Below are 25,351 nucleotides of genomic sequence, written 5' to 3' on the forward strand. Positions count from 1 at the left end.
GAAGTATAATGGCACACCCGACGATAGCCCGCCCGGTCTTCTCGACCGAGGATTTCGGCCTCATCCGCAACGCGCTGGCCGTCGCCATCCGCAATGGCGAGGACAATGCAGAGACGCGCAAGCTGGTGAATCTGCACCATCGCATGGGACGCTTCGGCCGATGACGGCGACAACGTCTCGCCAGCGCGAGCACGGCAGCGAAACCACTCCGCGCGACGAGCCAGCAAATGGCCTGGTCCGCCGCGCGGGGCTGGACGTCGATCCCTTGCTCGCCACGTTCATCGAGACGGAGGCCCTGCCCGGCACAGGGATCGACGCCGACCGGTTCTGGTCTGGGCTCGCCGCTCTGGCGCGGGATTTCACTCCGCAGAACCGCGCGCTGCTGCACCGGCGCGAGGAATTGCAGGACCGGATCGACGCCTGGCATCGCGCCAATCCCGATGCAGGAACAGGCGTACCCCCGCGTGTGCTGCGCGAGATGGGCTACCTCGTGCCCGAGCCGGACGCTTTCACGATCGGCACGCGCGGCGTCGATGCCGAGATCGCGCAGGTGGCCGGTCCGCAGCTCGTCGTGCCTGCCATCAACGTCCGCTTCGTACTCAATGCCGTCAATGCCCGCTGGGGCAGTCTCTATGATGCGCTCTACGGCACCGATGCCCTCGGCAGCGCGCCTGACGCGCCGGGCTATGACCCCCAGCGCGGCCAGCACGTTATCGCCTGGGCGAAGGCCTTCCTCGACGACGCTGTCCCGCTCGCCACAGGCACCTGGACCGAGTGGACCGGCGGCCTGCCCAGACTTGCCGACCCCGCACAGCTGGTCGGCACGCTGGGCGACAATCTGCTGCTGCGGCACAACGGCCTCCACATCGAGATCGTGATCGATCCCGCGCACGAGATCGGCGCCGAAGACATTGCCGGCATTGCCGACATCCGCCTCGAATCCGCGCTCTCGACGATCGTCGACCTGGAGGATTCGGTGGCCGCAGTGGATGCGGCGGACAAGGTTGCCGCCTATCGCAACTGGCTGGGGGCATTGCGCGGCGATCTCGTCGCCAGCTTCACCAAGGGCGATGCCAAGGTCGTGCGCACCGCCAATCCCGATCGCACCTACCGCGACCTCGATTGCGACCAGCACGAATTGCGCAGCCGCAGCCTGCTTCTGGTTCGCAATGTCGGCCACCTGATGACCACGCCGGCCGTGCGCCTGTCCGATGGCAGCGAGATGTTCGAAGGGTTGCTGGATGCTGCCGTCACGACACTGATCGGGCTGCACGACCTGAAGCGTCTCGGTCGCCTGCAGAACAGCCGCGCGGGTTCGATCTATATCGTGAAGCCCAAGATGCACGGACCCGAGGAATGCGCCTTCGCCGATCTCCTCTTCGCAGCAGTGGAGGACATGCTCGGCCTGGATCGCAACACCGTGAAGATCGGCGTCATGGACGAGGAACGTCGGACCAGCGCCAATCTTGCCGCCTGCATTCATGCGGTGAAGGACCGGATTTTCTTCATCAATACCGGCTTCCTCGACCGAACGGGAGACGAGATCCATACCTCGATGCTGGCGGGCCCCATGCAGCGCAAGGCCGAGATCAAGCGCGCGGAGTGGATCGCCGCCTACGAGGATCGCAATGTCCAGATCGGCCTCGCCTGCGGCCTCGCCTGCGGCTTCGCCGGGCGGGCGCAGATCGGCAAGGGCATGTGGGCCGCGCCCGATGCGATGCAGGCCATGCTGGAAGAGAAGATCGGCCACCCGATGAGCGGCGCAAGCACGGCCTGGGTCCCCTCCCCCACGGCGGCAACGCTTCACGCCACCCACTACCATCGCTGCGACGTCTCCGCGCGCCAGCAAAATCGCATGGCCGAGCCTCTCGTCCCCGTCGAAAAGCTGCTGACCGTGCCCCTCGCCGAGGAGACCAACTGGACGGGTGAGGAAATCGCCGCCGAACTCGACAACAACGTGCAGGGCATCCTTGGCTACATGGTCCGCTGGATCGATGCCGGGATCGGCTGCTCCAAGGTGCCCGACATCAATGACGTGGGCCTGATGGAGGACCGCGCCACCCTGCGCATTTCCAGCCAGCACATTGCCAATTGGCTGCATCACGGCGTGATCGACCGGCTGATGCTGGACGAAGCGCTGCACCGCATGGCGGCCAGGGTCGATGCCCAGAATGCAGGCGACCCGGCCTATCGCCGGATGACGACCGCTGCCCGCACCTCCATCGCCCTGAATGCGGCGCGCGAACTGATCGTGACCGGTACGAAACAGCCGAGCGGCTATACCGAACCGGTCCTCCACCGGGCGCGGGCACTGGCAAAGCAGCGGGATTGAGAGCCGGAGAGGGGGAAGACGGCCGTCGCGGGAAACCTTGCGGCGGTCGTCTTTCGGCTGGTCTTCTTGTGAGCGGCGGTGGTGGACAGGGCTGGATTCGAACCAGCGTACGCTTGCGCGGGCAGATTTACAGTCTGCTGCCTTTAACCACTCGGCCACCTGTCCATACCGATGCCGGAAAGCGGGCTTTCGCCTGCCTAGATACGCTCCTGCCAAAAGGAGCCGTCCGACCGAGAGGCGGCTCTTTGGCGAAGCGTCGCTTGCCTGTCAATGGGCGGGCTGGCAGGAGGCGCCAAAGTTTCCAGGAGACAAGCCGATATGGCCAAGAAGGACAAGCGAGCACTGCGCGGGCGCGCGGGACGGATGCAGGGCGGTCGCGGTTCCGGGCGCGCGGCCAAGGGCCACGTTCGCCTTTGGGGTCGTCACGCCGTGGAAGCGGCGCTGATGAATCCGCGCCGCCAGCATCGCAAGCTGTGGGCGACGCGTGAGGGAATCGAATCGCTCGACGGTGAACTGCCGGCCGACTTTCCGGTGGAATATGCCGACGTCACCGACCTGGCGCGGCTGGTGGCCAAGGATGCGCCGCACCAGGGCCTGGTGCTCGATTGCGAGCCGCTGGAAGACCTTCACCTGGACGATGTGCTGGATGGCGATCCGGCGCGTCCGCTGGTGGTGCTCGACCAGGTCACCGATCCGCACAATGTCGGCGCCCTCCTTCGCTCGGCCGCGGCCTTCGATGCTGCCGCGATCATCACCCAGGATCGCCATGCCCCGCCCGAAGGCGGCGTGATCGGCAAGTCCGCATCGGGGGCGCTGGAAGTGGTGCCCTGGGTGCGCGTGGTGAACCTTTCCCGCGCGCTGGAGGACATCGCGGCTGCCGGTTACTGGCGCATCGGCCTTGCCGGAGAAGCGGAGGCGACACTGGCCGAGGCGCTTCCTGCCGGACCTGTCGCGCTGGTGCTGGGTGCCGAGGGCGAAGGCATGCGCCACAACGTCGCGCAGCATTGCGACGCCCTCGCCCGCCTCCCGATCAGCGAGGCAATGGAGAGCCTCAACGTATCCAATGCAGGAGCAATTGCGCTATATGCGATAGCGACACGCAATCGGGGGGAATGATCGATGAAATTCACGCGCCTTGCGGCCGGAGCCACTCTGCTGGCCTCCACCGCCATGCTGTCCGGCTGCCTGTTCCAGCCGGGCACGTTCGATTCGACGCTTCAGATCGGTGCCGACCGGGATTTCACCTTCTCTTACCAGGGTGAAATCGTCCTGGCCGGTCTCACCCAGCTGGCGGAGATGGCGCAGGAGGCCGAGGGCGAGGAGCCTTGCCGCGACGAGGCCAGCGGCAAGGAGCGACCCTGCACCCAGGAAGAACTAGACGAGCGCGCCCGCGAGAATGAAATGGGCCGGCAGATGATGGAAGGCATGATCGGCGGTATCGACATGTCCGACGAGGAACAGGTCGCGCAGATGACCGCGATGCTGGAACGGCAGGCCGGCTGGCACAGCGTGGAGGTGGTCGAGGAAGGCGTCTTCCTCGTGGACTTCTCGATCACGAGCACACTGGGTCACGACTTCGATTTCCCCACGTTCGAGGACATGCCCATGTCCAACGCTTTCGTCTCCGTCCGGCTGCGCGACGACGGCCGTGCGCGCATTGCGGCCCCCGGCTTCGCGCCGACTGGCGGCAACCCCATGGGTGCGATGATGATGGGCATGTTCGGCGCGATGAGCGAGATGGGCGAACAGGCTGACGATACCCCGCAGATCGAGATGCGCCCGGTCGACGGAACCTTCCGCATCATTACCGACGCGCGAATCCTGGCCAACAATACCGACGAGGGACCGACGGATGATCCGCGCGGCCAGGTGCTCACGTGGAATATCGATGCCAACAGCATGGCGGCACCGACTGCGCTGATCGAATTCGCCGAGTAGGAAACACCCGGCCCGGACATGAAAAGGGCCGCCCCGCAGGACGGCCCCATCTCACCTGACCCGTTCGGGTCGGCAAGCGTTACGTCAGTTCACCGCGTCCTTCAGACCCTTGCCGGCCTTGAACTTCGGCTGGGTGGATGCCTTGATCGTCATCGGTTCGCCGGTGCGCGGGTTGCGGCCCGTCGAGGCCTTGCGCTTGGCGACCGAGAAAGTGCCGAAACCGACGAGGCGAACTTCGTCGCCCTTCGACAGCGTGCCGGTGATGGTGTCGAAAACAGCTTCGACGGCCTTGGTCGCGTCGTTGCGCGACAGGCCACTGGAATCCGCGACCGCGCCGATCAGTTCGTTCTTGTTCATGTTCTGGAGAACCCCCTCATTTTCTATACTCGAGACGAAATTCGTGAATCGCTCTGCGATGACGGGAATTGAGCGAGTTTTCCGGGCTCTGTCAAAGGCAAAGCCGGTCGGAAAGCGGGATTTTCGGGACAGCACGACGCATTATCTCGCCGGATTGCCCAAATGTTGCCTCCGCGCCTTCAAAAAGCGCCGATGGACAATTGGCCAGCAGGCTTGCGGCCCGCCGAATCCCGCCGACTCAGTGCGCGGTCGTGACCGGCGGATCTCCCGCGTGGCCATGCGGCTGGCTGGCCAGATCGTCCGCCTCGGTCCATTCGATCGGCGCCGGCAGCGCCGTTAGGGCATGCTCCAGCACCTGGTCGACGTGACTGACGGGGATGATCTCCAGGCCTTCCTTCACGTTGTCGGGAATTTCGGCGAGGTCCTTCTCGTTCTCTTCCGGGATCAGCACCGTCTTGATGCCGCCACGCAGCGCCGCCAGCAGCTTTTCCTTCAGGCCACCGATGGCCAGAACGCGCCCGCGCAGGGTCACTTCGCCGGTCATGGCCACGTCGGGTCGCACCGCGATGCCCGTGAGGGTGGAAACGATGGAGGTGACCATGCCGATACCCGCGCTCGGGCCGTCCTTGGGAACGGCACCCTCGGGCAAGTGGATATGGATGTTCTTGCGCTGGAAGATGCTGGGCTTGATGCCGTAGGCCGGCGCACGCGCCTTCACGAAACTGAAGGCGGCGGCGACGCTCTCGTTCATCACGTCGCCCAGCTTGCCGGTCGTCTTCGCCTCGCCCTTGCCGGGCGTGGTGACGCTTTCGATGGTCAGCAGCTCGCCGCCCACCGATGTCCAGGCAAGGCCGGTCACTGCGCCAACCTGCGCCTCTTCCTCCGAGATGCCGTGCTTGAACCTGCGCACGCCCATGAAGTCGCCGAGGTTCTCGGGCGTGATGGTCACGCTCTCGACTTCCTTCTCGAGGATCTTGCGAAGGCTCTTGCGGCAAAGCTTGGCGATCTCGCGCTCCAGCGTACGCACGCCGGCCTCGCGGGTGTAATAGCGGATCAGGTCGCGCAGACCGGCCTCGGTCAGCTCGAATTCGCCTTCCTTCAGCCCGTGGTCGCTCACCTGCTTGTCGATCAGGTGGCGCTTTGCGATCTCGACCTTCTCGTCCTCCGTGTAGCCTTCCAGCCGGATGATCTCCATCCGGTCCAGCAGCGGCTGCGGTAGGTTGAGGCTGTTCGCCGTCGTGACGAACATGATGTCCGACAGGTCGATATCGAGTTCGAGGTAGTGATCCTGGAACTTGTTGTTCTGTTCGGGGTCCAGCACCTCCAGCAGAGCGGAGGCGGGATCGCCGCGGAAATCCTGGCCCAGCTTGTCGATCTCGTCGAGCAGGAACAGCGGATTGCTGGTGCCGGCCTTCTTCAGGTTTGATACGATCTTGCCCGGGAGCGAGCCGATGTAGGTGCGGCGGTGACCGCGGATCTCGGCCTCGTCACGCACGCCGCCCAGCGACTGGCGGATGAACTCGCGCCCGGTCGCCTTGGCGATGGACTTGCCGAGGCTGGTCTTGCCGACACCGGGAGGGCCGACGAGGCACAGGATCGGCCCCTTCAGCTTGTTGGTGCGCGCCTGGACGGCGAGGTATTCGACGATGCGATCCTTCACCTTTTCGAGCGCGTAGTGATCGGCATCCAGCACTTCCTGCGCCTTGCCGATATCCTTCTTCAGCTTGCTCTTCTTGCCCCACGGCAGGCCCAGCAGCACCTCGAGGTAGTTGCGAACAACGGTCGCCTCGGCGCTCATCGGTTGCATGGAACGCAGCTTCTTCAGCTCGCTTTCGGCCTTGGCACGGGCTTCCTTGGAGAGCTTCGTCTCCTCGATCTGGCGCGCCAGTTCGCCCAGCTCGTCGCCGTACTCGCCCTCGCCGCCAAGCTCGGACTGGATCGCCTTCAGCTGCTCGTTGAGGTAATATTCGCGCTGGGTCTTCTCCATCTGCCGCTTCACGCGGCCGCGGATCTTCTTTTCCACCTGCAGGACGGAAAGCTCGCCCTCCATCACGGAGAACACCATTTCCAGACGCTTCAGAGCATCGGCCTCGGCGAGCAGTTGCTGCTTGGTTTCGACCTTGGCGGCAAGGTTCGCGGCAATGGCATCGGCCAGACGACCGGCGTCGTCGATGGCTTCCAGCTCTTCCTCAAGCTCGTCGGACATCTTCTTGTTCGACTTGGCATATTCGGTGAACTGGCCCAGCGCGCTGCGCATCATGGCGGACACCTCGGTGCCGCTGGCGGTGGATTCCTCCACCTGCTCGGTCTGCGCCATCACGAAATCGTCGGACAGGCGCATCTCGGTCATCTTCGCGCGGAACTGCCCTTCCACAAGCACGCGCACGGTGCCGTCGGGCAGTTTCAGCATCTGCAGCACCTGTGCCACCACGCCCAGGTCGTAGAGGTCGTCCGCCTCCGGATCGTCGCACGCAGGATCGATCTGGGCGACGAGGAAGATATCCTTGCCGTTCTCCATCGCCGCTTCCAGCGCCGCTACCGACTTGTCGCGCCCCACGAACAGGGGAACGACCATGCCGGGAAAGACGACGATGTCGCGCAGGGGAAGAAGGGGAAATGCAGTCATTTGAAATTCCGTAATTCTGGGTTGGAACGGAATATGGGCATGACCCGCCAAGGCTGCAACGTCGGCTTTGTGCTTAGGGGTGGATAGCTAATGTGGAACACATGGAACACTGTCCTGAGGGGGAAATTCCGGGGTATTGCGGCGAGCACACATGAAGGCAGGGGCGATCCGCGAATTACCGGCATTACTCGGCCCTCGCATAATCTGATGGCAGTAGGAAAAGGCCTCCCCCGGCGACGGTTGGCTCTCCTATCCTATCGTGTAGATGACCCGCGTCACCCAATAGCTGGCGATCGGCTCGCCATTGCCGGCGATGGCCGATTCGAACCGCGCATGGCGTAGCAGCATTTCGCATGCCAACTCATCGAATGTCGGTTCGTTGAGAGAGTTCTGGACGGCGCAATCGCTCGGCCTTCCGCTCTCGTCCACGGTCAGGCGGATATTCACGATGGCCTGCTCCCCGCGGTAGAGCATGTCCCTAGGGTATTCTTCCTGCAGACGCCTGGCCCAGCTTTCGATTTCGAGAGGCCGGACGCGGCGAACAAGGCTCTTGTGCGCCTCCGCATCGATCCCCCAGTGGGTCAGCAGCTCGTCCATGCAGGTACGCATAGCATTCATCGGTGATCGCATCTCGCCCGTTTCGAGAACGAAATCCTCGTTGAACGCACGGCCGACGGCCAGACCGGTGATCTCGTTCTCACGCTCTTCGCGTCGCTCCTGCGTAATCGCGAGATCGACACCCTGCGTCACGGTCAGCTGGGTATCGAGACGCCGTTCCTCCGCTGTGAGAATGCCGATCTGCGAAATGTAGCCTTCGCCATACCCGTCGATAGCGATAGGCATCGGCCGCCCGTGATCGTGAGGTTCGCTGTCGGGAATGAAGTTCGCGGTAACGCCGCGGCTGCTGCGGAAGGAAAACCCGCGGTCGCTTCGGCGCAAATCATCGCTGGAAACGATCAGCTGCATCGCTTCACCGGGCTGGTATTGCCGCAGTTCGAGATAGACCTGCTGCCCCTCCTCCCCGAACAGGCTTCGCAGCGCGCAGCTATCCTGGGCATAGTCCATGACCCACGGCCCCGTCTTGGGAAGCCGCAGCCAGTCGTCGTATTGCGCGTGGGCCGCAGAAAGCGGCAGAACCGCCAGCACCAGCGCAGACAGCGCCCTGCACTCGAAAATACCCATCACGCCCTTCCCCAACGGCGTCAGTCCTGCAGAGTTCGACCTACCCCATACCCGGCAGGTTGAATCCCGGCGGCAGGCCCAGGCCCTGCTGCATTTCGGCCATGTGTTCGCCCGCCTTGCGGTCCGCCTTGTCGCGGGCATCGTTGAAGGCGGCGGTCACCAGGTCTTCCAGGATCGCCTTTTCCTCTTCCTTGAACAGGCTGTCGTCGATGGAGACGCCGAGGATGCGGCCCCGCGCGCTGGCGCGCACTTTCACCAAGCCGCCGCCGGCGCTGCCTTCCACCTCGATCTGGTCCAGCTTCACCTGCGCATCGTTCATCTGCTGTTGGATCTTCTGCGCCGCTTCCTGCGCGGCCTTCATCATTTCTTCCATGTTCTGCATGTGGTCTCTCCTTGGGGGGCTATCAGGCCCGCCTGCTCCAGTCCTGGCGACCGCGCGGCGGCTCCGTCTCTTCTACCAGTTGCGCATCCGGGAAATGGCTGCGCACGGCCTGCATCATCGGATGGCTTTCCACCCGCTCCTTCTCGGCGCGGCGGAGGGCCTCTTCCTGCTCTACAAGGGTGGGCGCGCCCTGTTCCTCGCTGCGCTGCACATCCCAGCGCTGGCCGGTGATTTCCAGCAGCGCCTGGCGGATTTCCTGCACGATGTCCTCGTCGAAGCCATCGGGCTGGGAAAAGGTCAGCTTGCCCGGCGCCAGGTCCACCACCCGTACCTGCAGGCGCAGCTTGGTGGCCAGCGACATGGCGTTGGGCAGGGCCGAATGATCGACCCGATCGACCAGCTCCTGCCAGCTGATCGCCTGCACGCCGCCCGCGCCTTCGCCGCCGGCACCACCAGAGGCGATGCCGCCCGCCAGCGCCGCGTCCTTCAGTTCGCGGGCCAGTTTTCCGGGATCGGGCATGTCGGCAGCATGCAATACGCGCAGCAGCGCCATCTGCGCCGCCACCAGCGGATCTGGCGCGGTGCGCACCTCGTCATGGCCTTTCAGCAGCAGCTGCCAGAGGCGATGGACCTGTCCGGGGGAAAGCTTCTCCGCCCATTCGCCCAGCGTCTCGCGCTCGTCCTCGGTCGGCGCGTCCACTTCGCCGCCGCCCACCTGGGCAACGGCGATGCGGTGGGTGAATTCCATCAGCGACCGGATCAGGGCCAGCGGTTCGACGCCCAGCGAATACTGCTGATCCACCGCCTCCAGCAGCGCCTGCGGGTTGCCTTCCAGCAGGTGCTGGAACAAACGCCGCTGCGCACCCTTGTCGGCAAGGCCGAGCATGTCGCGAACCTTGGCCGCGCGCACCGTGGCGCCAGCCTCGCCCGCTTCCATGTCGGCGTGGGCGATCGCCTGGTCGAGGATGGAAAGCCCGTCGCGCACCGATCCTTCGGCGGCGGCGGCGATCATGGCGAGCGCCTCTTCCTCCGCCTGAACGCCTTCCTTGCGGCAGATCCCGGCGAAATGGTCGCGCAGCATGTCGCGCGGGATGCGGCGCAGGTCGAAGCGCTGCGTGCGGCTGAGCACCGTGACGGGCAGCTTGTCCACCTCGGTGGTGGCGAACAGGAACTTCACGTGCGCGGGCGGCTCTTCCAGCGTCTTCAGCAAGCCGTTGAAGGCCGCCTTCGACAGCATGTGAACCTCGTCGATGATGTAGATCTTGTAGCGCGCTGACACGGTGGCATAGCGCACCGCTTCGATGATCTCGCGGATGTCGTCGATGCCGGTGTGGCTCGCGGCGTCCATCTCGATCACGTCGATATGACGCCCCTCGGCAATGCCGACGCAGGCATCGCAGACGCCGCAGGGGTTGATAGTGGGGCCGCCCTGCCCATCCGGCCCGACGCAGTTCAGCGCCTTGGCGATCAGGCGCGCGGTGGAGGTCTTGCCCACGCCGCGAACGCCCGTCATCAGGAAGGCATGGGCCAGCCGGTCGCGCTCTATGGCATTGCCCAGCGTGCGCACCATCGGTTCCTGCCCGATCAGCTCGCCGAAGGTCTGCGGTCGATACTTGCGCGCCAGCACGCGATAGGGCTGCGCCTTGTCGGGCAGCGGCGCCGGCTTCGGCGCATCGCTAATGGTGGCGGGCTTTTCGGGCGCGGGCGTGGTGGGCACGGGTGCCTCTGCAGCGGGCTTCGCGGCCGGGGTCGGGGGCGCATCGCCGAACATCGAGTTCTGCCCGGCGGCCTCCAGCTCTTCGGCAGAGGGCTTTGCCTCGTCGTCCTGCTCGTCAATTTCCCACGGCGGGGTATCCGGGTTGTCCGGTGAATCGCTCATGCCTGCGAAGGTAGGCGCTGCCCGCGCGAATGTCATGGCAACAATGTTGTGGGAATCGCAGATCGCGCGAAGCGAGAAAAGGAGCCGAGCGACCCGCTGCCATTTACCTGGGCTGCTTCCTTCCGGACCTGACCCGGTGAGCAAACGCGAACGTCCACCCGACTCCCGGCGCGCCATATGGCGAAACGGTCGGCCCGTTACAAGCCCGGTCTGAAACAAGAGGGGGCTTCAATGCGTTGCATCGGCAGGAAAGAGAAGGAGAAACAGTCATGTCGCAAGGAGACAAGGACAAGTATACCGACAAGCAGAAGCGCAAGGCCGAACACATCGAGGAAAGCTACGAGGAACGCGGCGTTTCCGAGAAGGAGGCCGAGCGCAGGGCCTGGGCCACGGTGAACAAGGAATCGGGCGGCGGAAACAAGTCCGGTTCGGGCCGCGGCCAGAAGGACACGCACGAAAGCAGCGCAAAGGGTGGCCGCAAGAGCGGTTCCGGCTAGTCAGCCAACTTTAGCTTGAGACAATCCCCGGAAACGGAGCGTCCGGGCCTTCGATAAACTAGCGGAAGTTGTCCGCGTAGGCCTGGAGCTTCAGCTTCTTGGGCGGCACCGGGTGCACCCGCGCCGCGATGCCGTGCTTTTCGGCATAGGCCTGCGCGGCCTCGCACGTGGGGAACTTCAACTGCACCTGCTGGCGCGTGTCGCCGCTGCCGGCCCAGCCCATCAGGGGATCGGGCTTCTTCGCCTCCGCGGGCACGAAATCGAGCACCCACTGGTCGATCAGGGCCTTGCCGGATTGCATCGCGCTCTTGGGGCGCTTGTAGATACGGGCTTCCATAATGGGCAGCGGATAATTCAACCGCCGCCTTTTGAAAAGGCGTTCTTGGTCTTCAGGCTGGGTTTTTCGGCCCAGGGCTCGTCGGGCCAGCGGTGCTTGGGATAGCGGCCCTTCATGTCCTTGCGCACATCTTCCCAGCTTCCGCGCCAGAAAGCTGGCAGGTCACGCGTGGACTGTATGGGGCGGCCCGCCGGGCTGGTGAGCTTCAACAGGAGCGGCGTCTCCCCGATCATCGGATGGCGTTCGAGGCCGAACACGGCCTGCACGCGCACCTCCACGCTGGGCGCATCGTCGCCGGCGTAGTCGATCGCGTGGGACGTGCCGGCGGGGCTGGTAAACTGGCGCGGGGCCCTGGCATCGAGTTGCTGCCGCTCGTCCCACGACAGCAGGTTGAGCGCCGCTTCGGCAAATCGACCCGGGGGCAAGTCCAGGTCCCGGCGTCCCTGCAGAAGCGGGACGAGCCATTCCTCCGCACGAGAGGCGAGAGCGGCCTCGGACAGAACTTCGACCCCGGCGAAGCGGGCGCGCGCCAGGAAGCCGGGCGGTAGCAGTATCCCCAATTGCTCCACCGACTTTTCCACAAGGATATCCACAATCGCGCCCTGGTCGGGATCGGGGTCCGGCCCGCTCGCCAGAGTGATTGCGCCCATTCGCCTTTCGCGGCGGGCCTCGACGCGTTTTTCGCTGGAATTCCAGCGTGCAACCGTCCGTTCTTCGATCAGATATTCAAGATGCTTCTCGACATCGTTTCGCGACAGTTCCGCCGCCGCGGTGATCCTCGCGCCCTTGGCCTGTCCCTGCGCGTCGGCGATCACCAGCCACTCGGCCCGGCCAAGGGGCGACCCGGGATCGAGGCTGAACCCGCGACCGCCGACCGTGGCCCAGCTTTCTCCCGAAGCATCGCGCCGTCGAGCGACGAAATCAGGTCGGGCGCGGGCGAGATAGATGGCCGGGTTCTCGCCGACGGATGAGGCCGAGGCACCCTCGCTCGCTCGTTCGGCGAGCTGCGCCCAGCGCGCGGCCAGCTTGCGCGAAGCCTCGGCCCGCTTGCCCCGGTCGCCGTTCCAGCGCTGGAGGCGGCCCAGCAGGTCTTCCCCGCGCCCGCCAAGCCCGCGTTCCTGAGCCAGAAGGACCAGTCGCGCGGCCTCCCGGGCCTGCCCGCCCTGCGCGGCGAACAGCACGGCAGCCGCGCCTTCGGGGTCCAGCGGGAGCGATGCCACCTGTTCGCCCCATCCCGTGATGGCCCCTGCACCATCAAGAGCACCCAGCTTGCCGAGCCTCTCCCGCGCCGAGGCGACGGACGCTGCTGGCGGGGGATCGAGCCATTGCAGGCTGGCGGGATCGGTCACGCCCCAGCGCGCCAGGTTCAGCACCAGCGGCGCGAGGTCCTGCGTCAGCATCTCCGGCGGGTCGAAATCGGGCCTTCCCGCATGGCCGGCCTCTTCCCACAGGCGATAGGCGACGCCCGGCCCCTGCCTTGCCGCGCGCCCTGCCCTTTGCGCCGCCGCTGCCTGGCTGGCGCGCTGGGTGAGAAGGTGCGTGGTGCCCGCCGCACGATCGAACTCGGCCCTGCGGGAAAGGCCGCTGTCGACCACCACCGATACGCCCTCCAGCGTCAGCGAGGTCTCGGCAATGCTGGTGGCAAGGACGATGCGGCGACGGCCTTCCGCGTCGCGGCGAATGGCGGCGCGCTGATCCTGCGGCTGCACCTGTCCGTGCAGGGGCAGGATCGGCACATCGGGCAGGCGCTCGGCCAGCCGCTCGCGGGTTCGTTCGATCTCTCCGACGCCCGGCAGGAAGGCGAGGATGTCGCCCTCCTCCTCGCGCCACGCCTGGAGGATGGCGGATGCCATCGCAGCCTCGATCCGCTCTTCAGGTCGCGCGCCAAGCCATTCGATACGCAGCGGGAAGGCCTTGCCCTCGCTTTCGATGACCGGAACGTCTTCGCCCATCAGGCGGGCAAATCGGGCACCGTCGATCGTCGCGCTCATCACGCCGATCCGCAGGTCTTCGCGCAGGACAGCCTGCGTCTCCAGAGCCAGTGCCAAGCCAAGGTCGCTGTCGAGATTTCGTTCGTGCGCCTCGTCGAAGAGCAGTGCCGAGACGCCGGCAAGCTCCTGGTCCTCCAGCAGCCGGTTCACCAGGATCGCTTCCGTCACCACCAGGATGCGGGTCGCCTTCGACTGCCGACTGTCCAGCCGGGTAAGGTAGCCAACCCGCTCACCCACCTGCTCGCCCAGCAGGCTGGCGATGCGCTCGGCAGCAGCGCGCGCGGCGACCCGGCGCGGCGAGGTGAGGATGATCTGCCCGGTACACCACGGTTCGTCGAGCAGCGCCGGAGCGACAGCGGTGGTCTTCCCCGCTCCCGGAGGCGCAACCAGAACGGCGCCATTGCCATTACGCAAGGCTGCGAGCAGGTCTGGCAGAACGGCGTGGATGGGCAGGCGATCGGACACGGCGCCTCCTTCGCACAAGCCCGCCCCGCTTGCAGCCCCCGAAGCCCGCCAGACACCGATTTCTTGGCAGGAGCTTCCAAAAGCTGCTACCCCACCGCTGCGGTCGCGAAACGGGGTCTTGGCTGCCCCGCACTGACGGTGCGCGGCCGACCTCCAATCAGATGGGGGAACATATGCAAAAAATGATGACGGCGATTGCCGCGATTACTCTGACCATGGGCGTTGCAGCCTGCGGCGAAACGGCCGAGGTGGAGACAGAGGAAACGGTGGCATCGGACGGCACCATAACCGGCGAATGGCTGGCCGACGTGGATTCGGCCGAGTTCGAGAACGACAACCGCAACTACATACTGGCAGACGGCACGTTCGAGTGCCTCAGCTGCATTCCGCCCTACGAGGTGAACGCCAACGGCGAATGGCAGAGCGTGGATCGCCCCGGCGTGGACTCCGTCATGGTGGAAGTCGTCGACGATTCCACCGTCCGCTCGGCCTTCCGCCTGGGCGAGGAGGAACTCGGCTCCACGACCTGGACGGTTAGCGAGGACGGACAGACCCTGACCAGCGAGTTCAACGACACGTCGGGCGACGAACCGGTGAGCGGTTCGGAAACTTTCACCCGCACTGCGGAGGGTCCGGAAGGCTCCCACGCCATGTCCGGCGAGTGGACCCTGGCCGACGTCGGCGAAATCAGCGATGCCGGCCTGCGTTTCTCCTACAGCCTCGATGGCGATCAATACACCAGCACGGGCAACGGCAGCAGCTACACCGCCACTCTCGGCGGGGAGCCCGTCGCGATCGAAGGCAATGATGCGAACGTAATGGTCGCGGTCGAGGAGATCGGCGAGAATTCCTATCGCGAAACCTACATGCGCGACGGCGAAACGCTTTCCGTCACCGAGATTACGATCAACGGCGACACGATGTCGGCGGTGAACACCAATCAGCGGAACGGCAGCATCGTGAGGTACAACGCCACCCGGCAGTAACGCGAACCGCGAAGGCGACAGATGGCCCCGGCTCTCTCACGAGGGTCGGGGCTTTCCTTTAGTCTGGAGCCAGGAGCCTAGTACCCGCGCGCCACGGCGAACTGCGCGGCTTCCACCATGGCGCGCCGTGCCGCGGAATCGGGGAAGATCGACAAGGCGTCGCAGGCGCGCTGCGCGTAGTGCCGGGCGCGGTCGCGGGTGGCGGAAACGCAGTCGTGCTTTCGGATCAGGTCCACCGCGTGGGCAAGGTCCTCGTCCTCGGCGGAAAAGCCGGCAATGGCATCCTGCCAGAAGCGCCGTTCGGACTCGTCGCCACGGGCATAGGCAAGGATGACGGGAAGCGTCATCTTGCCTTCGCGGAAATCGTCGCCGCGATCCTTGCCCATCTCGGCGGCTTCGGAATCGTAGTCGATGGCATCGTCCACCAGCTGGAAGGCGATGCCCAGGTTGCGGCCATAGGAATCGAGCGCCTTTTCCTCTTCATCGCCCCTTTCGGCAACGACGGCGGAAATGCGGCTGGCAGCGGCGAAAAGGGCGGCGGTCTTGGCGCCGATGATGTCGAGATAGCGCTCCTCGCTCGTCTCGATCTTGCGCTGCGCGGTCAGCTGATCGACCTCGCCCTGCGCGATAACGGCGCTGGCGCCTGACAGGATCTTGAGCACCTTCAGGCTGCCGTCCTCCACCATCAGTTCGAAGGCGCGGCTGAAGAGGAAATCGCCCACCAGCACGGTGGCGGGGTTGCCGTAGACGATGTTGGCGGCAGACTTGCCGCGACGCATCTCGCTGCCGTCCACCACGTCGTCATGCAGCAGGGTGGCGGTGTGGATGAATTCGACGGCAGCGGCCAGCTTGTGATGGCGCGTGCCCTGGTATCCCACCACTTCCGCGCCCGCTAGCGTCAGCATGGGACGCATGCGTTTTCCGCCACCTGCGATCAGGTGCCCCGCCAGCGCAGGGATCAGCGGAATCTCGCTCTGCATCCGGTCGAGGATGATGGAATTCACCGCGTTCATCGCCGTGGCGGTGAGCGACAGGATCGGGGTCAGCGTGGGTGGTGACGCATCAGGGCCGCGCTTGAGGGGGACGACGTTGTCGCTCATGCCGCTCTCCATGGGGATGCACAGGGGTGTTGGCAAGATGCCATTTCTCCCGCAAGGAAGGCGCATGACCATGCCGACCCAACAGTCGCGGCCTCTACCGGAGGCACCGGAGGCCCCAATGTCAGACGCGTCGTCAGAGACGCCACCCGATCCCGTGCTCGCTGGCTATCGCAAGAGCATCGACAATATCGATGCAGCGCTGATCCACATGCTGGCCGAGCGCTTTCGCATCACCCAGGCCGTGGGCGAGCACAAGGCGAAAACCCGGTTGCCAGCGGCCGATCCGGGACGGGAGGCGAGGCAGGTCGAGCGGTTGCGCAAGCTGGCGGTGGAGGCCGATCTCGACCCTGAATTCAGCGAGAAATTCATCCGTTTCGTGATCGACGAGGTCATTCGCCACCATCGCATCGCCCGAGGTGATTGACACTTTTAGCGTTTCACTGCTTTTCGGATGGAAACCGATCCGTAATTTCCACGTTTAGCAAGGCGAAATGGACAAGCCAACCAAACCGAAGCCCGGCGACAAGGCGCCGAAGGGCACCGGTCAGACATACGACGCTGGACCGAATTTCGACTCCAGCCCCGACCGCTTTCGCGAAGCCCACCCCGAAGACCAGTTCGTGGGTGCGTCAGGCGTGCTGTTCGAGCAGGCCATGGCGCAGACCCGCATGGCCATCTGCCTGACGGATCCCAACAAGCCCGACGATCCCATTGTCTTCGCCAACCGCGCCTTTCGCGAACTGACCGGTTATTCCGAGGAAGAAGTCATCGGCCGGAACTGCCGCTTTCTGCAGGGTCCGGAAACCGACCAGAACGAAGTCGCCAAGATTCGCGAGGCGCTGGAGACCGAAGACGTGACGGTCGTCGAGCTGCTCAACTACCGCAAGAACGGCGAGACGTTCTGGAACGCCCTCCACATCGGCCCGATCTACAATTCCGAAGGCGAACTGCTGTATTTCTTCGGCAGCCAGTGGGACGTGTCGGACGTGCGCGCGGCGCGGGCGGAAGAGCTCTATGCGAAGGAAATGGCGCGCGAGCTCTCGCACCGCATGAAGAACATGTTCGCCGTGATTTCGGGCATCGTGAACATCACCGGCCGGATGCGCGGCGTCGAGGAAGAAGCGCGCGAGATCAATCACCGGGTCCAGGCGCTGGGCCGTGCTTACGAAACCACGCTGGACGAGGCATCGTCCGGCAATATCCAGATCGGCGAGGCCATTCGCGCCATCCTGGAACCCTACGACGTCGGAACGGGCCGGCTTACCTTGCACGGCAATGGCCTGAAAGTGCCCTTCAACGTCGTTTCGGGCGTCGGCCTGACGCTCCACGAACTGGCGGCCAATGCCGAAAAGCATGGCGCCTGGTCCACTGACGATGGCCATGTGGAAGTGGATTGGTGGGCCGAAGGCGAGGACAACGAAGACCTCGTGGTCACATGGCGGGAAAACGGCGGGCCGGACGCCTCCATCCCCGTAGAACATCACGGATCAGGCAACGCGATCATCGATCGTCTTGTCACGCATGCGGGCGGCGTCATCCACCGGGATTGGAAGCGCGAAGGCCTGGAAGTACGGATCGAGTTTCCCGCAAGCTGAGGACCCCCCTTAATGAAAGACTGTTCCATCCTTTTGCTGGAGGACGAGCCTCTTATCCTGATGGATCTGGAGTTCGCCGCCGAGGACCAGGGCTGCACGCCCTTCTGCGCCAGCGGGGTCGCCAAGGCGATGGCTCATCTTGAAGGCCGCGATATCGACGTGGCCGTCCTCGACGTGACGCTGAAGGGCAAGGAGACCTGCGTGCCGGTGGCCGAGGAACTGGACAGGCGCAGGATTCCCTACCTGCTCCATTCGGGTGACCTGAACCGCGCCGACGAGACGGTGCGCAACCTGGGCGCGACGCACGTGCCCAAGCCCGCCGATGCATCTCTCGTCATCGAGACCGCGATCAATCTTCTGAAGCAGCCGGCCACCCAGAGCCGCTGACGCTATTCGCTGGCGCGGGGCAAGCGCAGGGTAATCAGCAAGCCGCCCAGGTCCTCGCTCTCGCCCAGGTCGACGCTGCCGCCGTAGATTTCCGCCACGTCGCGCACGATCGCGAGGCCGAGACCCGTGCCGGGCTTCTCGGTATCCAGCCGCGCGCCGCGACCGAAAATTTCGGCCCGCTTTGCCTCGGGGATTCCGGTGCCGTCGTCCTCGACCATCACCGCGCACAGCGCCGCCTCCGGCTCCGAATCGACCGTCACGAACACGCTGCCACCGCCGTACTTGGCGGCGTTTTCGATCAGGTTGCCCAGCAATTCCTCCAGGTCCTGCCGTTCTACCGCCACGTCTGCCGCCTCGTTGCCGTCGATATCGAACCGCACCTCGGGATAGAGGCGGCCCACGGCGCGCTCCACCGCCACGGCGCTTTCCATCACGTTGGCGCGGCTGAGGCCCACGGCGCGCCGACCAACGGCGCGTGCGCGGGCAAGATGGTGATCGACCTGTCGACGCATGGTGCTCGCCTCGCGCAGCACGGTCTCGTCCAGGTCTGGCGCACCTGCGCTTGCGGCGTTGGTCACGACGGTCAGCGGCGTCTTCAGCGCATGGGCAAGGTTGCCGGCATGACGTCGGGCTTCCTCCGCCTGCAATTCCGAATGGGCCAGCAGCGCGTTCAGCTCGTCCACCATGGGCTGCACTTCCAGCGGCAGCGGGTCGGTGACGCGGTTGCTGCCCGACGAGCGGATATGCGCAATCGCCTTGCGCACCCTTCGCAGCGGTCCGAGGCCGTACCAGGTCTGCGCCATGGCCATCAGGAACAGTCCGATGCCGAGGACCGCGAAAGACCAGGCGAGGATCGAGCGGATATCCGCGATCTGCTCGTTCAGTTCCACCCGGCTTCCCGCCACCACGAATTGCCATTCCACATCGCTGCCGGGCAGCGACACGGTGCGCTGCGCGATCCGCAGCGGCTCGTCGGTGAATTGCCCGGAATCGTAGAAGATCGTCTCGTACGCCTGCACGTCCTCGCGAATCTGAAGCAGGTCGTCCCACAGCGAGCGCGAGGGATATGGGGCGACGCCCTCGCCGCTGATCTGCCAGTAGAAGCCGCTGTTGGGTTCAAGGAAGCGCTGGTCGCCCAGGATGCGGTTGAACCGCACCTCGCCGAAGGGGTCGAGCTCAGCCGACAGCACCATGGCGTTGAGGGAAATTTCCAGCTGCTCGTCGAACTGATTGGAAACGAGGTTGGTCAGCGCCCGGTCCAGCGCCAGCCCGCCAAGCAGCAACAGGGCGAAGATCCACCCCGCCGCGATAAGCATCATGCGCCGGGCAAGGCTACCTGTATGACGCGGCCCGAAGGGGACGGCGGTTTCGCCGTCATTCGCGCGCGTCTCCACGTCCTGCGCTACGCCGGTCTTACTCGCGCGCAGGGTCGTCGGGGTCGTCGAGGCTGTAACCGAGGCCACGGATAGTCGTGATTACGTCAGCGCCAAGTTTCTTGCGGATGCGGGTGACGAAGACTTCGATCGTGTTCGAATCGCGGTCGAAATCCTGGTCGTAGATATGCTCGATCAACTCGGTCCGGCTGACGACCTTGCCCTTGTGGTGCATCAGGTAGCTGAGGAGCTTGTATTCCTGCGCCGTGAGCTTCACCGGCTCACCCGCCAGCGTGACGCGGCCCGAACGCGTGTCGAGCCGGACGTCGCCCGCCGTCAGTTCAGATGAGGCGTTGCCCGAAGCACGGCGGATCAGCGCGCGCAGGCGGGCGATCAGTTCCTCTGTCTGGAAGGGTTTTGCCAGGTAATCGTCAGCGCCTGCGTCGAGCCCGGCGACCTTGTCGCTCCAGCTGTCGCGCGCGGTCAGCACCAGGACCGGGAAATTGCGGCCTTCCTTGCGCCACATCCCCAGCACCGTCAGCCCGTCGATCTCCGGCAGGCCCAGGTCCAGCACGACGGCATCGTAATCCTCGGTGCTGCCCAGAAAGTGGCCGTCCTCGCCATCCGTGGAAAGGTCGACCGCATAGCCGTTCTGCTCCAGCGTCGATTTGAGTTGCTGGCCGAGCGTAGGCTCGTCCTCGACGATCAGGATGCGCATTCGATTAAGTCTCCCCTGCAATCACGCCCGACAATTGGGCTTTTGCCACAAACGCGTCAAGCGAGGTGGAAGTTTCCGGCAAGAAGCAGGTGGAAACCCGCGAATCAGCGGGAAATTCGCAGGATGCGAGCCGTCTGCGCGTCCACGTCGACCCAGATCATGCGGCCGTTGCGGATGAATTTCAGGCGATAGGCCTGCGCCGTGCGATCGTATTCGAAACCGATGTACTCGTCATCGCTTTCCATGCGCGGAATGATCCGCCGCTCGATCTCGCGGATCGGCATGTTGCGGCCCGCCTGCATCTCGGCGCGCGCGCTCTGCTGGTCGCCGCGCGACTGCGCGTGCACGGGTGCAGCGCCGAGCGAGGCGGCCAGCGCAAGCGCGGCGAGACAGGCGGAGAGGGATTTCATGGTGAGGTTGTGCCTAAGGCAATACCATTGAACAAGGAGTGAATGTTGCGCGCCAGAGGCGTTCAGGAAGCTTCACCGGCGAGGTGTGGCAGGAATGCTACTCCACCATCTCGAAGCTGAAATTCACCGTGATTCCGGCCTCTACCTGGCCCGGCCGGACCGGCGTCGATTGCTCCGCCACGTCGGCTGTCGCCGCGACCTGCCGATACATCGGCATGGGCTGGCTGGTCACGTTCTCGCTGATCTCCAGCAGACGCACGTTGCCGTAGCCCGACAGCCGCGCGTAATCCTGTGCCCGCTGGCGAGCGGTGGCAAAGGCGGCCTGACGCGCCTGCTCCACGAACGGCGCGGGATCGTCCACCGCCCAGCCGATGCCGCCAAGGTCGGTAGCCCCTGCGGCGACGAGCGAATCCAGCACTTCGCCGGTGCGCTGAATGTCGCGCAGCACGATGTTCACCCGGTTCATCACCCGATAGCCGCGGAATTCCTGCTGCCGGGTCTCCTGATTGTAGTCGTATTCGGCATTCAGGTTCACGCCGCTGGTCTGGATATCGTCCTCGTCGATGCCCAGTGCCTCGATCCGCTCGATGACACGGTTCATGGCCTGCGCATTCTGGCGCATGGCCTCCACCGCCGTGGGGGCGACCGTCGTCACGCCTGCGCTCAGATTCGCGATGTCGGGATCGACCGCCACGCTTTCGCTGACCGACAGTTCGACCACCGGGCCGGCAGCCTGAATATCAACCTCGGCGGCGGCGGGCGAAGCCATGACGGCGGCGGCGACTACGGGCAGGATGGGGCGGATCATATGATGTTGCTCCTTGGATACAGGCGCTCGGCTTGCGCCAGGCGGGATAACGCCAGGCTGAACGCCCCCGTTCCCGGCGAGGCCGCTTGCCAGCCGACCGGCGCACGCCTACCTGCGCGCTCGTCATGGCAGAACCACCGATCTTGAGCTGGGAAGGACTTGGCCTGCAGCAGGGCGGCCGCTGGCTGTTCGGCGATCCGTCGGATGGCGACGGGATGGACCTGCATATCGGACCGCGCGACCGTTTTGCGCTGATCGGTCGCAACGGCGTGGGGAAGACCACGCTGCTGAAGCTGATAACCGGCGAGATCGAAGCCGACCGCGGCACCCGCAAGGTGAAGCCGCACATCAACATCGTCTGGCTGGAACAGGATCCCGATTTCGACGGCTTCGATACCCTGATGGATTTCGCCCTTTCGGGAGATCGTCCCCCGGCAGAGCACGAGGTGGAGGCCATCGCCGGACAGCTGGGCATCGACATGAGCACCGGCACCGCCGGCGCCAGCGGGGGCGAGAAGCGTCGCGCCGCCATCGCCCGCGCGCTGGCACTGCAACCCGATCTCATCTTGCTGGACGAGCCGACCAACCACCTCGATCTTGCCGCCATCGACTGGCTGGAGGCCTGGCTGACCCGCTACAAGGGCGCCTTCATCGTCATCAGCCACGACCGCACGTTCCTGAAGCGCCTCACCCGCTCGACGCTGTGGCTCGACCGCGGACAACTGCGTCGCAAGGACGTTGGCTTCGGCGGCTACGAGGCGTGGGAGGAACAGGTCTACGCCGAGGAAGCGCGCGCGGCGGAGAAACTGGACGCCAGGCTGAAGATCGAGGCGCACTGGCTGGAGCGCGGCGTCACTGCGCGGCGCAAGCGCAACATGGGCCGGCTGGAGAAGCTTTGGGAAATGCGCGCCGCCCGTGCCGCGATGATATCGCCTGGCGGCACGGCCAAGCTGAAACTGGCCAGCGACGACGATTTCAAGAGCAAGTCGGTGATCGTCGCGGAGGATATCTCCAAGAGCTACGACGGGCGCGACATTATCAAGCCGTTCTCCCTGCGCATCCAGCGCGGCGACCGCATCGGCATCGTCGGCGCCAATGGCGCGGGCAAGACCACCCTGCTCACGATGCTGACCAAGGAGCTGGAACCCGATACCGGCACCGTGACGCACGCCAAGACCCTTTCGGGCGTGATGATCGATCAGCAGCGCTCACTGCTCGATCCGCAGAAGACCGTGCGCCAGGTGCTGGCAGAAGGCGGCGATTGGCTGGATGTGCGCGGACACCGCAAGCACGTGCAGGCCTATCTCAAGGACTTCCTTTTCGACCCCTCGCTGGTCGATGCGAAGATCGGCACCTTTTCGGGCGGCGAACGCAGCCGCCTGCTGCTGGCGCGGGAGTTCTCGCGAACATCCAACCTCCTCGTGCTGGACGAGCCTACCAACGACCTCGACCTCGAGACGCTGGACCTGCTGCAGGAAGTGATCGCCGACTACGAGGGTACCGTGCTGATCGTCAGCCACGACCGCGATTTCCTGGACCGCACCGTCACGGTGACGCTGGGCCTTGATGGCAGCGGTACGGTGGACATCGTGGCCGGCGGATACGAGGACTGGCAGGCCAAGCGGACACGAAAGCCGCAGAAGAAGGAGGCGAAGGGACAGGACGCCCCGGAAAAGAGCGCCCCGCCCCCTCCCCCGCCGCCGAAGGACCCGGCCAAGCTGAGCTACAACGACCAGCGCGATTACGAACGGCTGCCCGCGCGGATAGAGGAACTGGAAGGACTGATTGCCAAGGGCGAGGCCGCTCTTGCCGATCCGGACCTCTACAGCCGCGACCCGGATCGCTTCGCGCGCATCACGAAGTCGCTGGAAATGGCCCGCACCGAGAAGGACGAGGCCGAGGACCGCTGGCTGGAACTCGCCGCCCTGGTAGAGGGATGACGCCTCTCGCAAGAGGTTAATTCGCGTTAACCACGCTTGCTCACGTCGTTTGCACCAAAGTCCGTGAAAAGGCTTCTTATGGGGAATGCGACGAGCTCCGCTATGCGTGCCGACGAGACGGCAACGCCCGCACATGCAGCGGGTGAGGATGGACCTGCGTTCGGCAGCCTTGCCAACCTGGGCGGTCCCAAGAAATTCAAGAAAAAGCCTGTTCTCGTCCTCGATCCCGAGGAGCTCGAGAAGGCACACATGATGTTCCAGGATGCCTCCGCCGAATTGCTCGGCGAAGAAGTGCAGCGACCGGAACGTCCTTCCGCCGTCCTCGGCCTTGCCCCAATGGACGACGAGGATTCCTCGCCCGAGGACATGGGCGCCGACGAGGAAGGCGATGAGACCGACGACACCGAGGTGCCGACTGCCGAGGACCTGCTGCGGATGTCCGCCTCGCGCCCGGAGCCGGATCCAGACGACGAAGCCGCCATCGCCGCACACCTCGAAGGCCTCGATTTCGATCACCGCATCTTCCCCAGCCTGCCGCTGAAATCGGACGAGGAGATCGCCGCCGAGGAAGAAGCGGAACTGGCGCGTTCGGAACGCGAGAAGGCAGAAGAATTCGAGAACGGGGACGCGGACGATTTCACGCCGCCGCACGATGCCGCGTACCGGGCCGAAGCGACTTATAACGAACCCGGGATGGCGAGCACAGGCGGCGATGCCCCGCCCGTCGATCCACGCGCGCAGAGATTTCCAGTCAATCCGTTGCCTGAGCCGGAAGCAGAGTACGATCTGCCGGAAGAGGCGTTCGCCGAACCAGAAATCGAATCGCAGACCGAGGAGCCCGCCGAAAGGGCACAGGTATTCGGCGACGAGCCGTTCCTGGAGTTCCCGACCGGACCAATCAGCTGGCGTCCGGTGGCTGGCGAACCTGCCGCGGACCTCGAACCAGCCGCCGAGCAGGACCTCAACGAGGCGCAGCCCGATACCGACGCGTCAGTCGAGGACGACACCTTCGCCGCACTTCCCGAAGTGGAAGCGGAAGCCGAGTTCGAGCCCGATGCGTGGTCCGAGCCGATGGAAGAGCCTGCATCGAGCGAGCTTCCGCTCGACTATGCGACCGTGCCCGAGGCAGTCCCCGAAGATCGATCTTCCGCCGAACCGGAAGACGACACGAGCGCGGACTACGAACCCTATTCACCCTATACGGACGAAGACCCGAACCGGTTCGAATGGGAAATGGAAGAAGTGGTGGAGGATGGACATGTCCCTCCCCCGCCGCAGGATCGGCCCGAACCGGCAGACGATTTTCTCGAAGAGGAGATCGACGAGGAAGACGACAGCTATACCGAGACCGACGACGAGCCGGTGGATGGCTACGCCTTCATGTATTCCGCCAACCCCCGGGGCCGCACTTTGCATGCGCTGGCTGAAGGTGAGAGCAACTCGCTACGAGCTCGCCTGATCCGCGAACGCGAGCAGGCGCAGGCCGAGAGCGAATATGCGAGCGGACCGTCGCTGTGGGCGAAGTTCACCAGCTGGCTGCGCGGTCTTCTCAGCTAGTTGATCCGGTAGTAGTCGGCCACCCGGTCCAGCGCCAGTCTCAGCACCAGCTTGCCGCTGCGCGCGGGCCATTCCAGCGCCTTTTCCGCTATGGGGAGCGTTTCCCCGGCGCAGACGACGCGCCAGAGAATGTCTTCCAGCCCCCGCCCCGCCTGGCGCAGTGCGCCATCGAAACGCGAGCGCGCGGCGATCTGGCGCTCGGTTGCGGTCAGACCCTGCTCGCCCGTGCCCTTCACCCGTACCGGGTCCCATCGCATGGTGACGTTGGCGCCCAGCTGCGCCCGTTCGTAGTCGGCGCGTAGCCGCTCCCCTGCATCGAACAGGCGATCGTCGAGGTGACCGTGCGCATGCAGCCAGCCCAGCGGGCTCTCGGCGAGGTTGACCGTGACGCTGCGCTTGCGGCGACTGGCTCCGCCTCTCCTGCGCGGTCCCTCGCTCGTCAGTTCGCGTTCCACCAGCTTGCGGTTGTCCATGCGCTTTCCCCTTCTTCG

At 65.0% G+C, this 25,351-nt stretch carries 24 protein-coding genes, 1 tRNA gene and 1 other RNA gene; 11 read left to right on the forward strand and 15 right to left on the reverse strand.

What is annotated here, in order from left to right; all coding sequences use genetic code 11:
- Positions 1-8 precede the first annotated feature (8 nt).
- Positions 9-164: a hypothetical protein gene (locus AAA989_RS00120; RefSeq protein WP_338240365.1), complete on the forward strand. Its 156-nt coding sequence runs from the start codon at positions 9-11 to the stop codon at positions 162-164.
- The gene (locus AAA989_RS00125) at positions 161-2,332 is read left to right on the forward strand and encodes a malate synthase G (protein WP_338240366.1); all 2,172 of its coding nucleotides are present in this window, start codon (positions 161-163) and stop codon (positions 2,330-2,332) included. Before AAA989_RS00120 ends, AAA989_RS00125 begins: the two co-directional genes overlap by 4 nt.
- A gap of 79 nt (positions 2,333-2,411) precedes the next feature.
- On the opposite strand, the gene AAA989_RS00130 is transcribed toward AAA989_RS00125, so the two are convergent.
- Positions 2,412-2,497: transfer RNA gene (locus AAA989_RS00130), tRNA-Tyr, on the reverse strand.
- A 153-nt stretch (positions 2,498-2,650) separates the two neighbouring features.
- Between AAA989_RS00130 and AAA989_RS00135 the strand changes: the two genes are divergently transcribed.
- A complete protein-coding gene (locus tag AAA989_RS00135) occupies positions 2,651-3,448 on the forward strand; it encodes a TrmH family RNA methyltransferase (protein ID WP_338240367.1) in 798 nt (265 codons plus the stop codon).
- A gap of 3 nt (positions 3,449-3,451) precedes the next feature.
- Complete coding sequence (locus AAA989_RS00140) at positions 3,452-4,270, forward strand: hypothetical protein (protein WP_338240368.1); 819 nt, start codon at positions 3,452-3,454, stop codon at positions 4,268-4,270.
- Between the two features lie 84 nt (positions 4,271-4,354).
- Here the strand turns inward: AAA989_RS00140 and AAA989_RS00145 are convergent, their stop codons facing one another.
- From AAA989_RS00145 to ffs, 6 genes are all read right to left on the reverse strand, one after another.
- On the reverse strand, positions 4,355-4,627 hold the full coding sequence (locus AAA989_RS00145) for an HU family DNA-binding protein (RefSeq protein ID WP_120075658.1): 273 nt from the start codon (positions 4,625-4,627) through the stop codon (positions 4,355-4,357).
- A gap of 238 nt (positions 4,628-4,865) precedes the next feature.
- Positions 4,866-7,253, reverse strand: a complete 2,388-nt coding sequence (gene lon, locus AAA989_RS00150) for an endopeptidase La (protein WP_338240369.1) — start codon at positions 7,251-7,253, stop codon at positions 4,866-4,868.
- A gap of 249 nt (positions 7,254-7,502) precedes the next feature.
- The gene (locus AAA989_RS00155) at positions 7,503-8,435 is read right to left on the reverse strand and encodes a TonB family protein (protein WP_338240370.1); all 933 of its coding nucleotides are present in this window, start codon (positions 8,433-8,435) and stop codon (positions 7,503-7,505) included.
- A gap of 40 nt (positions 8,436-8,475) precedes the next feature.
- Positions 8,476-8,817, reverse strand: coding sequence for a YbaB/EbfC family nucleoid-associated protein (locus AAA989_RS00160; protein WP_338240371.1), 342 nt, complete (start codon positions 8,815-8,817; stop codon positions 8,476-8,478).
- Between the two features lie 22 nt (positions 8,818-8,839).
- Positions 8,840-10,696 (reverse strand): DNA polymerase III subunit gamma/tau, encoded by a 1,857-nt coding sequence (locus tag AAA989_RS00165; protein WP_338240372.1) that lies wholly within the window; start codon positions 10,694-10,696, stop codon positions 8,840-8,842.
- 74 nt (positions 10,697-10,770) lie between these two features.
- Positions 10,771-10,865, reverse strand: an RNA gene (ffs, locus tag AAA989_RS00170) — signal recognition particle sRNA small type.
- A 100-nt stretch (positions 10,866-10,965) separates the two neighbouring features.
- Here ffs and AAA989_RS00175 point away from each other — a divergent pair.
- Positions 10,966-11,193 carry a plasmid stabilization protein gene (locus tag AAA989_RS00175; protein WP_338240373.1) on the forward strand — a complete coding sequence of 76 codons (228 nt, stop codon included), beginning with the start codon at positions 10,966-10,968 and terminating at the stop codon, positions 11,191-11,193.
- Between the two features lie 58 nt (positions 11,194-11,251).
- Here the strand turns inward: AAA989_RS00175 and AAA989_RS00180 are convergent, their stop codons facing one another.
- Positions 11,252-11,530: an ETC complex I subunit gene (locus AAA989_RS00180; RefSeq protein WP_338240374.1), complete on the reverse strand. Its 279-nt coding sequence runs from the start codon at positions 11,528-11,530 to the stop codon at positions 11,252-11,254.
- 17 nt (positions 11,531-11,547) lie between these two features.
- Positions 11,548-13,986 carry an ATP-dependent helicase HrpB gene (gene hrpB, locus AAA989_RS00185; RefSeq protein WP_338240375.1) on the reverse strand — a complete coding sequence of 813 codons (2,439 nt, stop codon included), beginning with the start codon at positions 13,984-13,986 and terminating at the stop codon, positions 11,548-11,550.
- A 182-nt stretch (positions 13,987-14,168) separates the two neighbouring features.
- Here hrpB and AAA989_RS00190 point away from each other — a divergent pair, with 182 nt between their 5' ends.
- On the forward strand, positions 14,169-14,972 hold the full coding sequence (locus AAA989_RS00190) for a hypothetical protein (RefSeq protein ID WP_338240376.1): 804 nt from the start codon (positions 14,169-14,171) through the stop codon (positions 14,970-14,972).
- A gap of 77 nt (positions 14,973-15,049) precedes the next feature.
- Here AAA989_RS00190 and AAA989_RS00195 read toward each other — a convergent pair whose 3' ends face one another.
- Positions 15,050-16,072 carry a polyprenyl synthetase family protein gene (locus tag AAA989_RS00195; RefSeq protein WP_338240377.1) on the reverse strand — a complete coding sequence of 341 codons (1,023 nt, stop codon included), beginning with the start codon at positions 16,070-16,072 and terminating at the stop codon, positions 15,050-15,052.
- Positions 16,073-16,190: 118 nt separating this feature from the next.
- Here AAA989_RS00195 and AAA989_RS00200 point away from each other — a divergent pair, with 118 nt between their 5' ends.
- The 3 genes from AAA989_RS00200 to AAA989_RS00210 all read left to right on the forward strand — a co-directional run bounded on the left by AAA989_RS00200 (position 16,191) and on the right by AAA989_RS00210 (position 18,054).
- Positions 16,191-16,496, forward strand: a complete 306-nt coding sequence (locus AAA989_RS00200) for a chorismate mutase (protein ID WP_338240378.1) — start codon at positions 16,191-16,193, stop codon at positions 16,494-16,496.
- Positions 16,497-16,563: 67 nt separating this feature from the next.
- The gene (locus AAA989_RS00205; RefSeq protein WP_338240379.1) at positions 16,564-17,667 is read left to right on the forward strand and encodes a PAS domain-containing protein; all 1,104 of its coding nucleotides are present in this window, start codon (positions 16,564-16,566) and stop codon (positions 17,665-17,667) included.
- Between the two features lie 12 nt (positions 17,668-17,679).
- Positions 17,680-18,054, forward strand: coding sequence for a response regulator (locus AAA989_RS00210; RefSeq protein WP_338240380.1), 375 nt, complete (start codon positions 17,680-17,682; stop codon positions 18,052-18,054).
- A 2-nt stretch (positions 18,055-18,056) separates the two neighbouring features.
- On the opposite strand, the gene AAA989_RS00215 is transcribed toward AAA989_RS00210, so the two are convergent.
- The 4 genes from AAA989_RS00215 to AAA989_RS00230 form a co-directional block, all read right to left on the reverse strand.
- A complete protein-coding gene (locus AAA989_RS00215; protein WP_338240381.1) occupies positions 18,057-19,373 on the reverse strand; it encodes a sensor histidine kinase in 1,317 nt (438 codons plus the stop codon).
- 94 nt (positions 19,374-19,467) lie between these two features.
- Positions 19,468-20,145, reverse strand: a complete 678-nt coding sequence (locus AAA989_RS00220; RefSeq protein WP_338240382.1) for a response regulator transcription factor — start codon at positions 20,143-20,145, stop codon at positions 19,468-19,470.
- Positions 20,146-20,249: 104 nt separating this feature from the next.
- Positions 20,250-20,555, reverse strand: a complete 306-nt coding sequence (locus AAA989_RS00225) for a hypothetical protein (RefSeq protein ID WP_338240383.1) — start codon at positions 20,553-20,555, stop codon at positions 20,250-20,252.
- Positions 20,556-20,652: 97 nt separating this feature from the next.
- Positions 20,653-21,363 carry an SIMPL domain-containing protein gene (locus AAA989_RS00230; protein WP_338240384.1) on the reverse strand — a complete coding sequence of 237 codons (711 nt, stop codon included), beginning with the start codon at positions 21,361-21,363 and terminating at the stop codon, positions 20,653-20,655.
- 125 nt (positions 21,364-21,488) lie between these two features.
- Here AAA989_RS00230 and AAA989_RS00235 point away from each other — a divergent pair, with 125 nt between their 5' ends.
- Positions 21,489-23,303 carry an ABC-F family ATP-binding cassette domain-containing protein gene (locus AAA989_RS00235; protein ID WP_338240385.1) on the forward strand — a complete coding sequence of 605 codons (1,815 nt, stop codon included), beginning with the start codon at positions 21,489-21,491 and terminating at the stop codon, positions 23,301-23,303.
- Between the two features lie 63 nt (positions 23,304-23,366).
- Positions 23,367-24,860: a hypothetical protein gene (locus AAA989_RS00240; RefSeq protein WP_338240386.1), complete on the forward strand. Its 1,494-nt coding sequence runs from the start codon at positions 23,367-23,369 to the stop codon at positions 24,858-24,860.
- Here AAA989_RS00240 and AAA989_RS00245 read toward each other — a convergent pair.
- Positions 24,857-25,333 (reverse strand): DUF6456 domain-containing protein, encoded by a 477-nt coding sequence (locus AAA989_RS00245; RefSeq protein ID WP_338240387.1) that lies wholly within the window; start codon positions 25,331-25,333, stop codon positions 24,857-24,859. The genes AAA989_RS00240 and AAA989_RS00245 overlap by 4 nt on opposite strands.
- Between the last annotated feature and the right edge of the window lie 18 nt (positions 25,334-25,351).

The organism is Aurantiacibacter hainanensis (genome assembly GCF_036321025.1).
Lineage (GTDB): Bacteria > Pseudomonadota > Alphaproteobacteria > Sphingomonadales > Sphingomonadaceae > Alteraurantiacibacter > Alteraurantiacibacter hainanensis.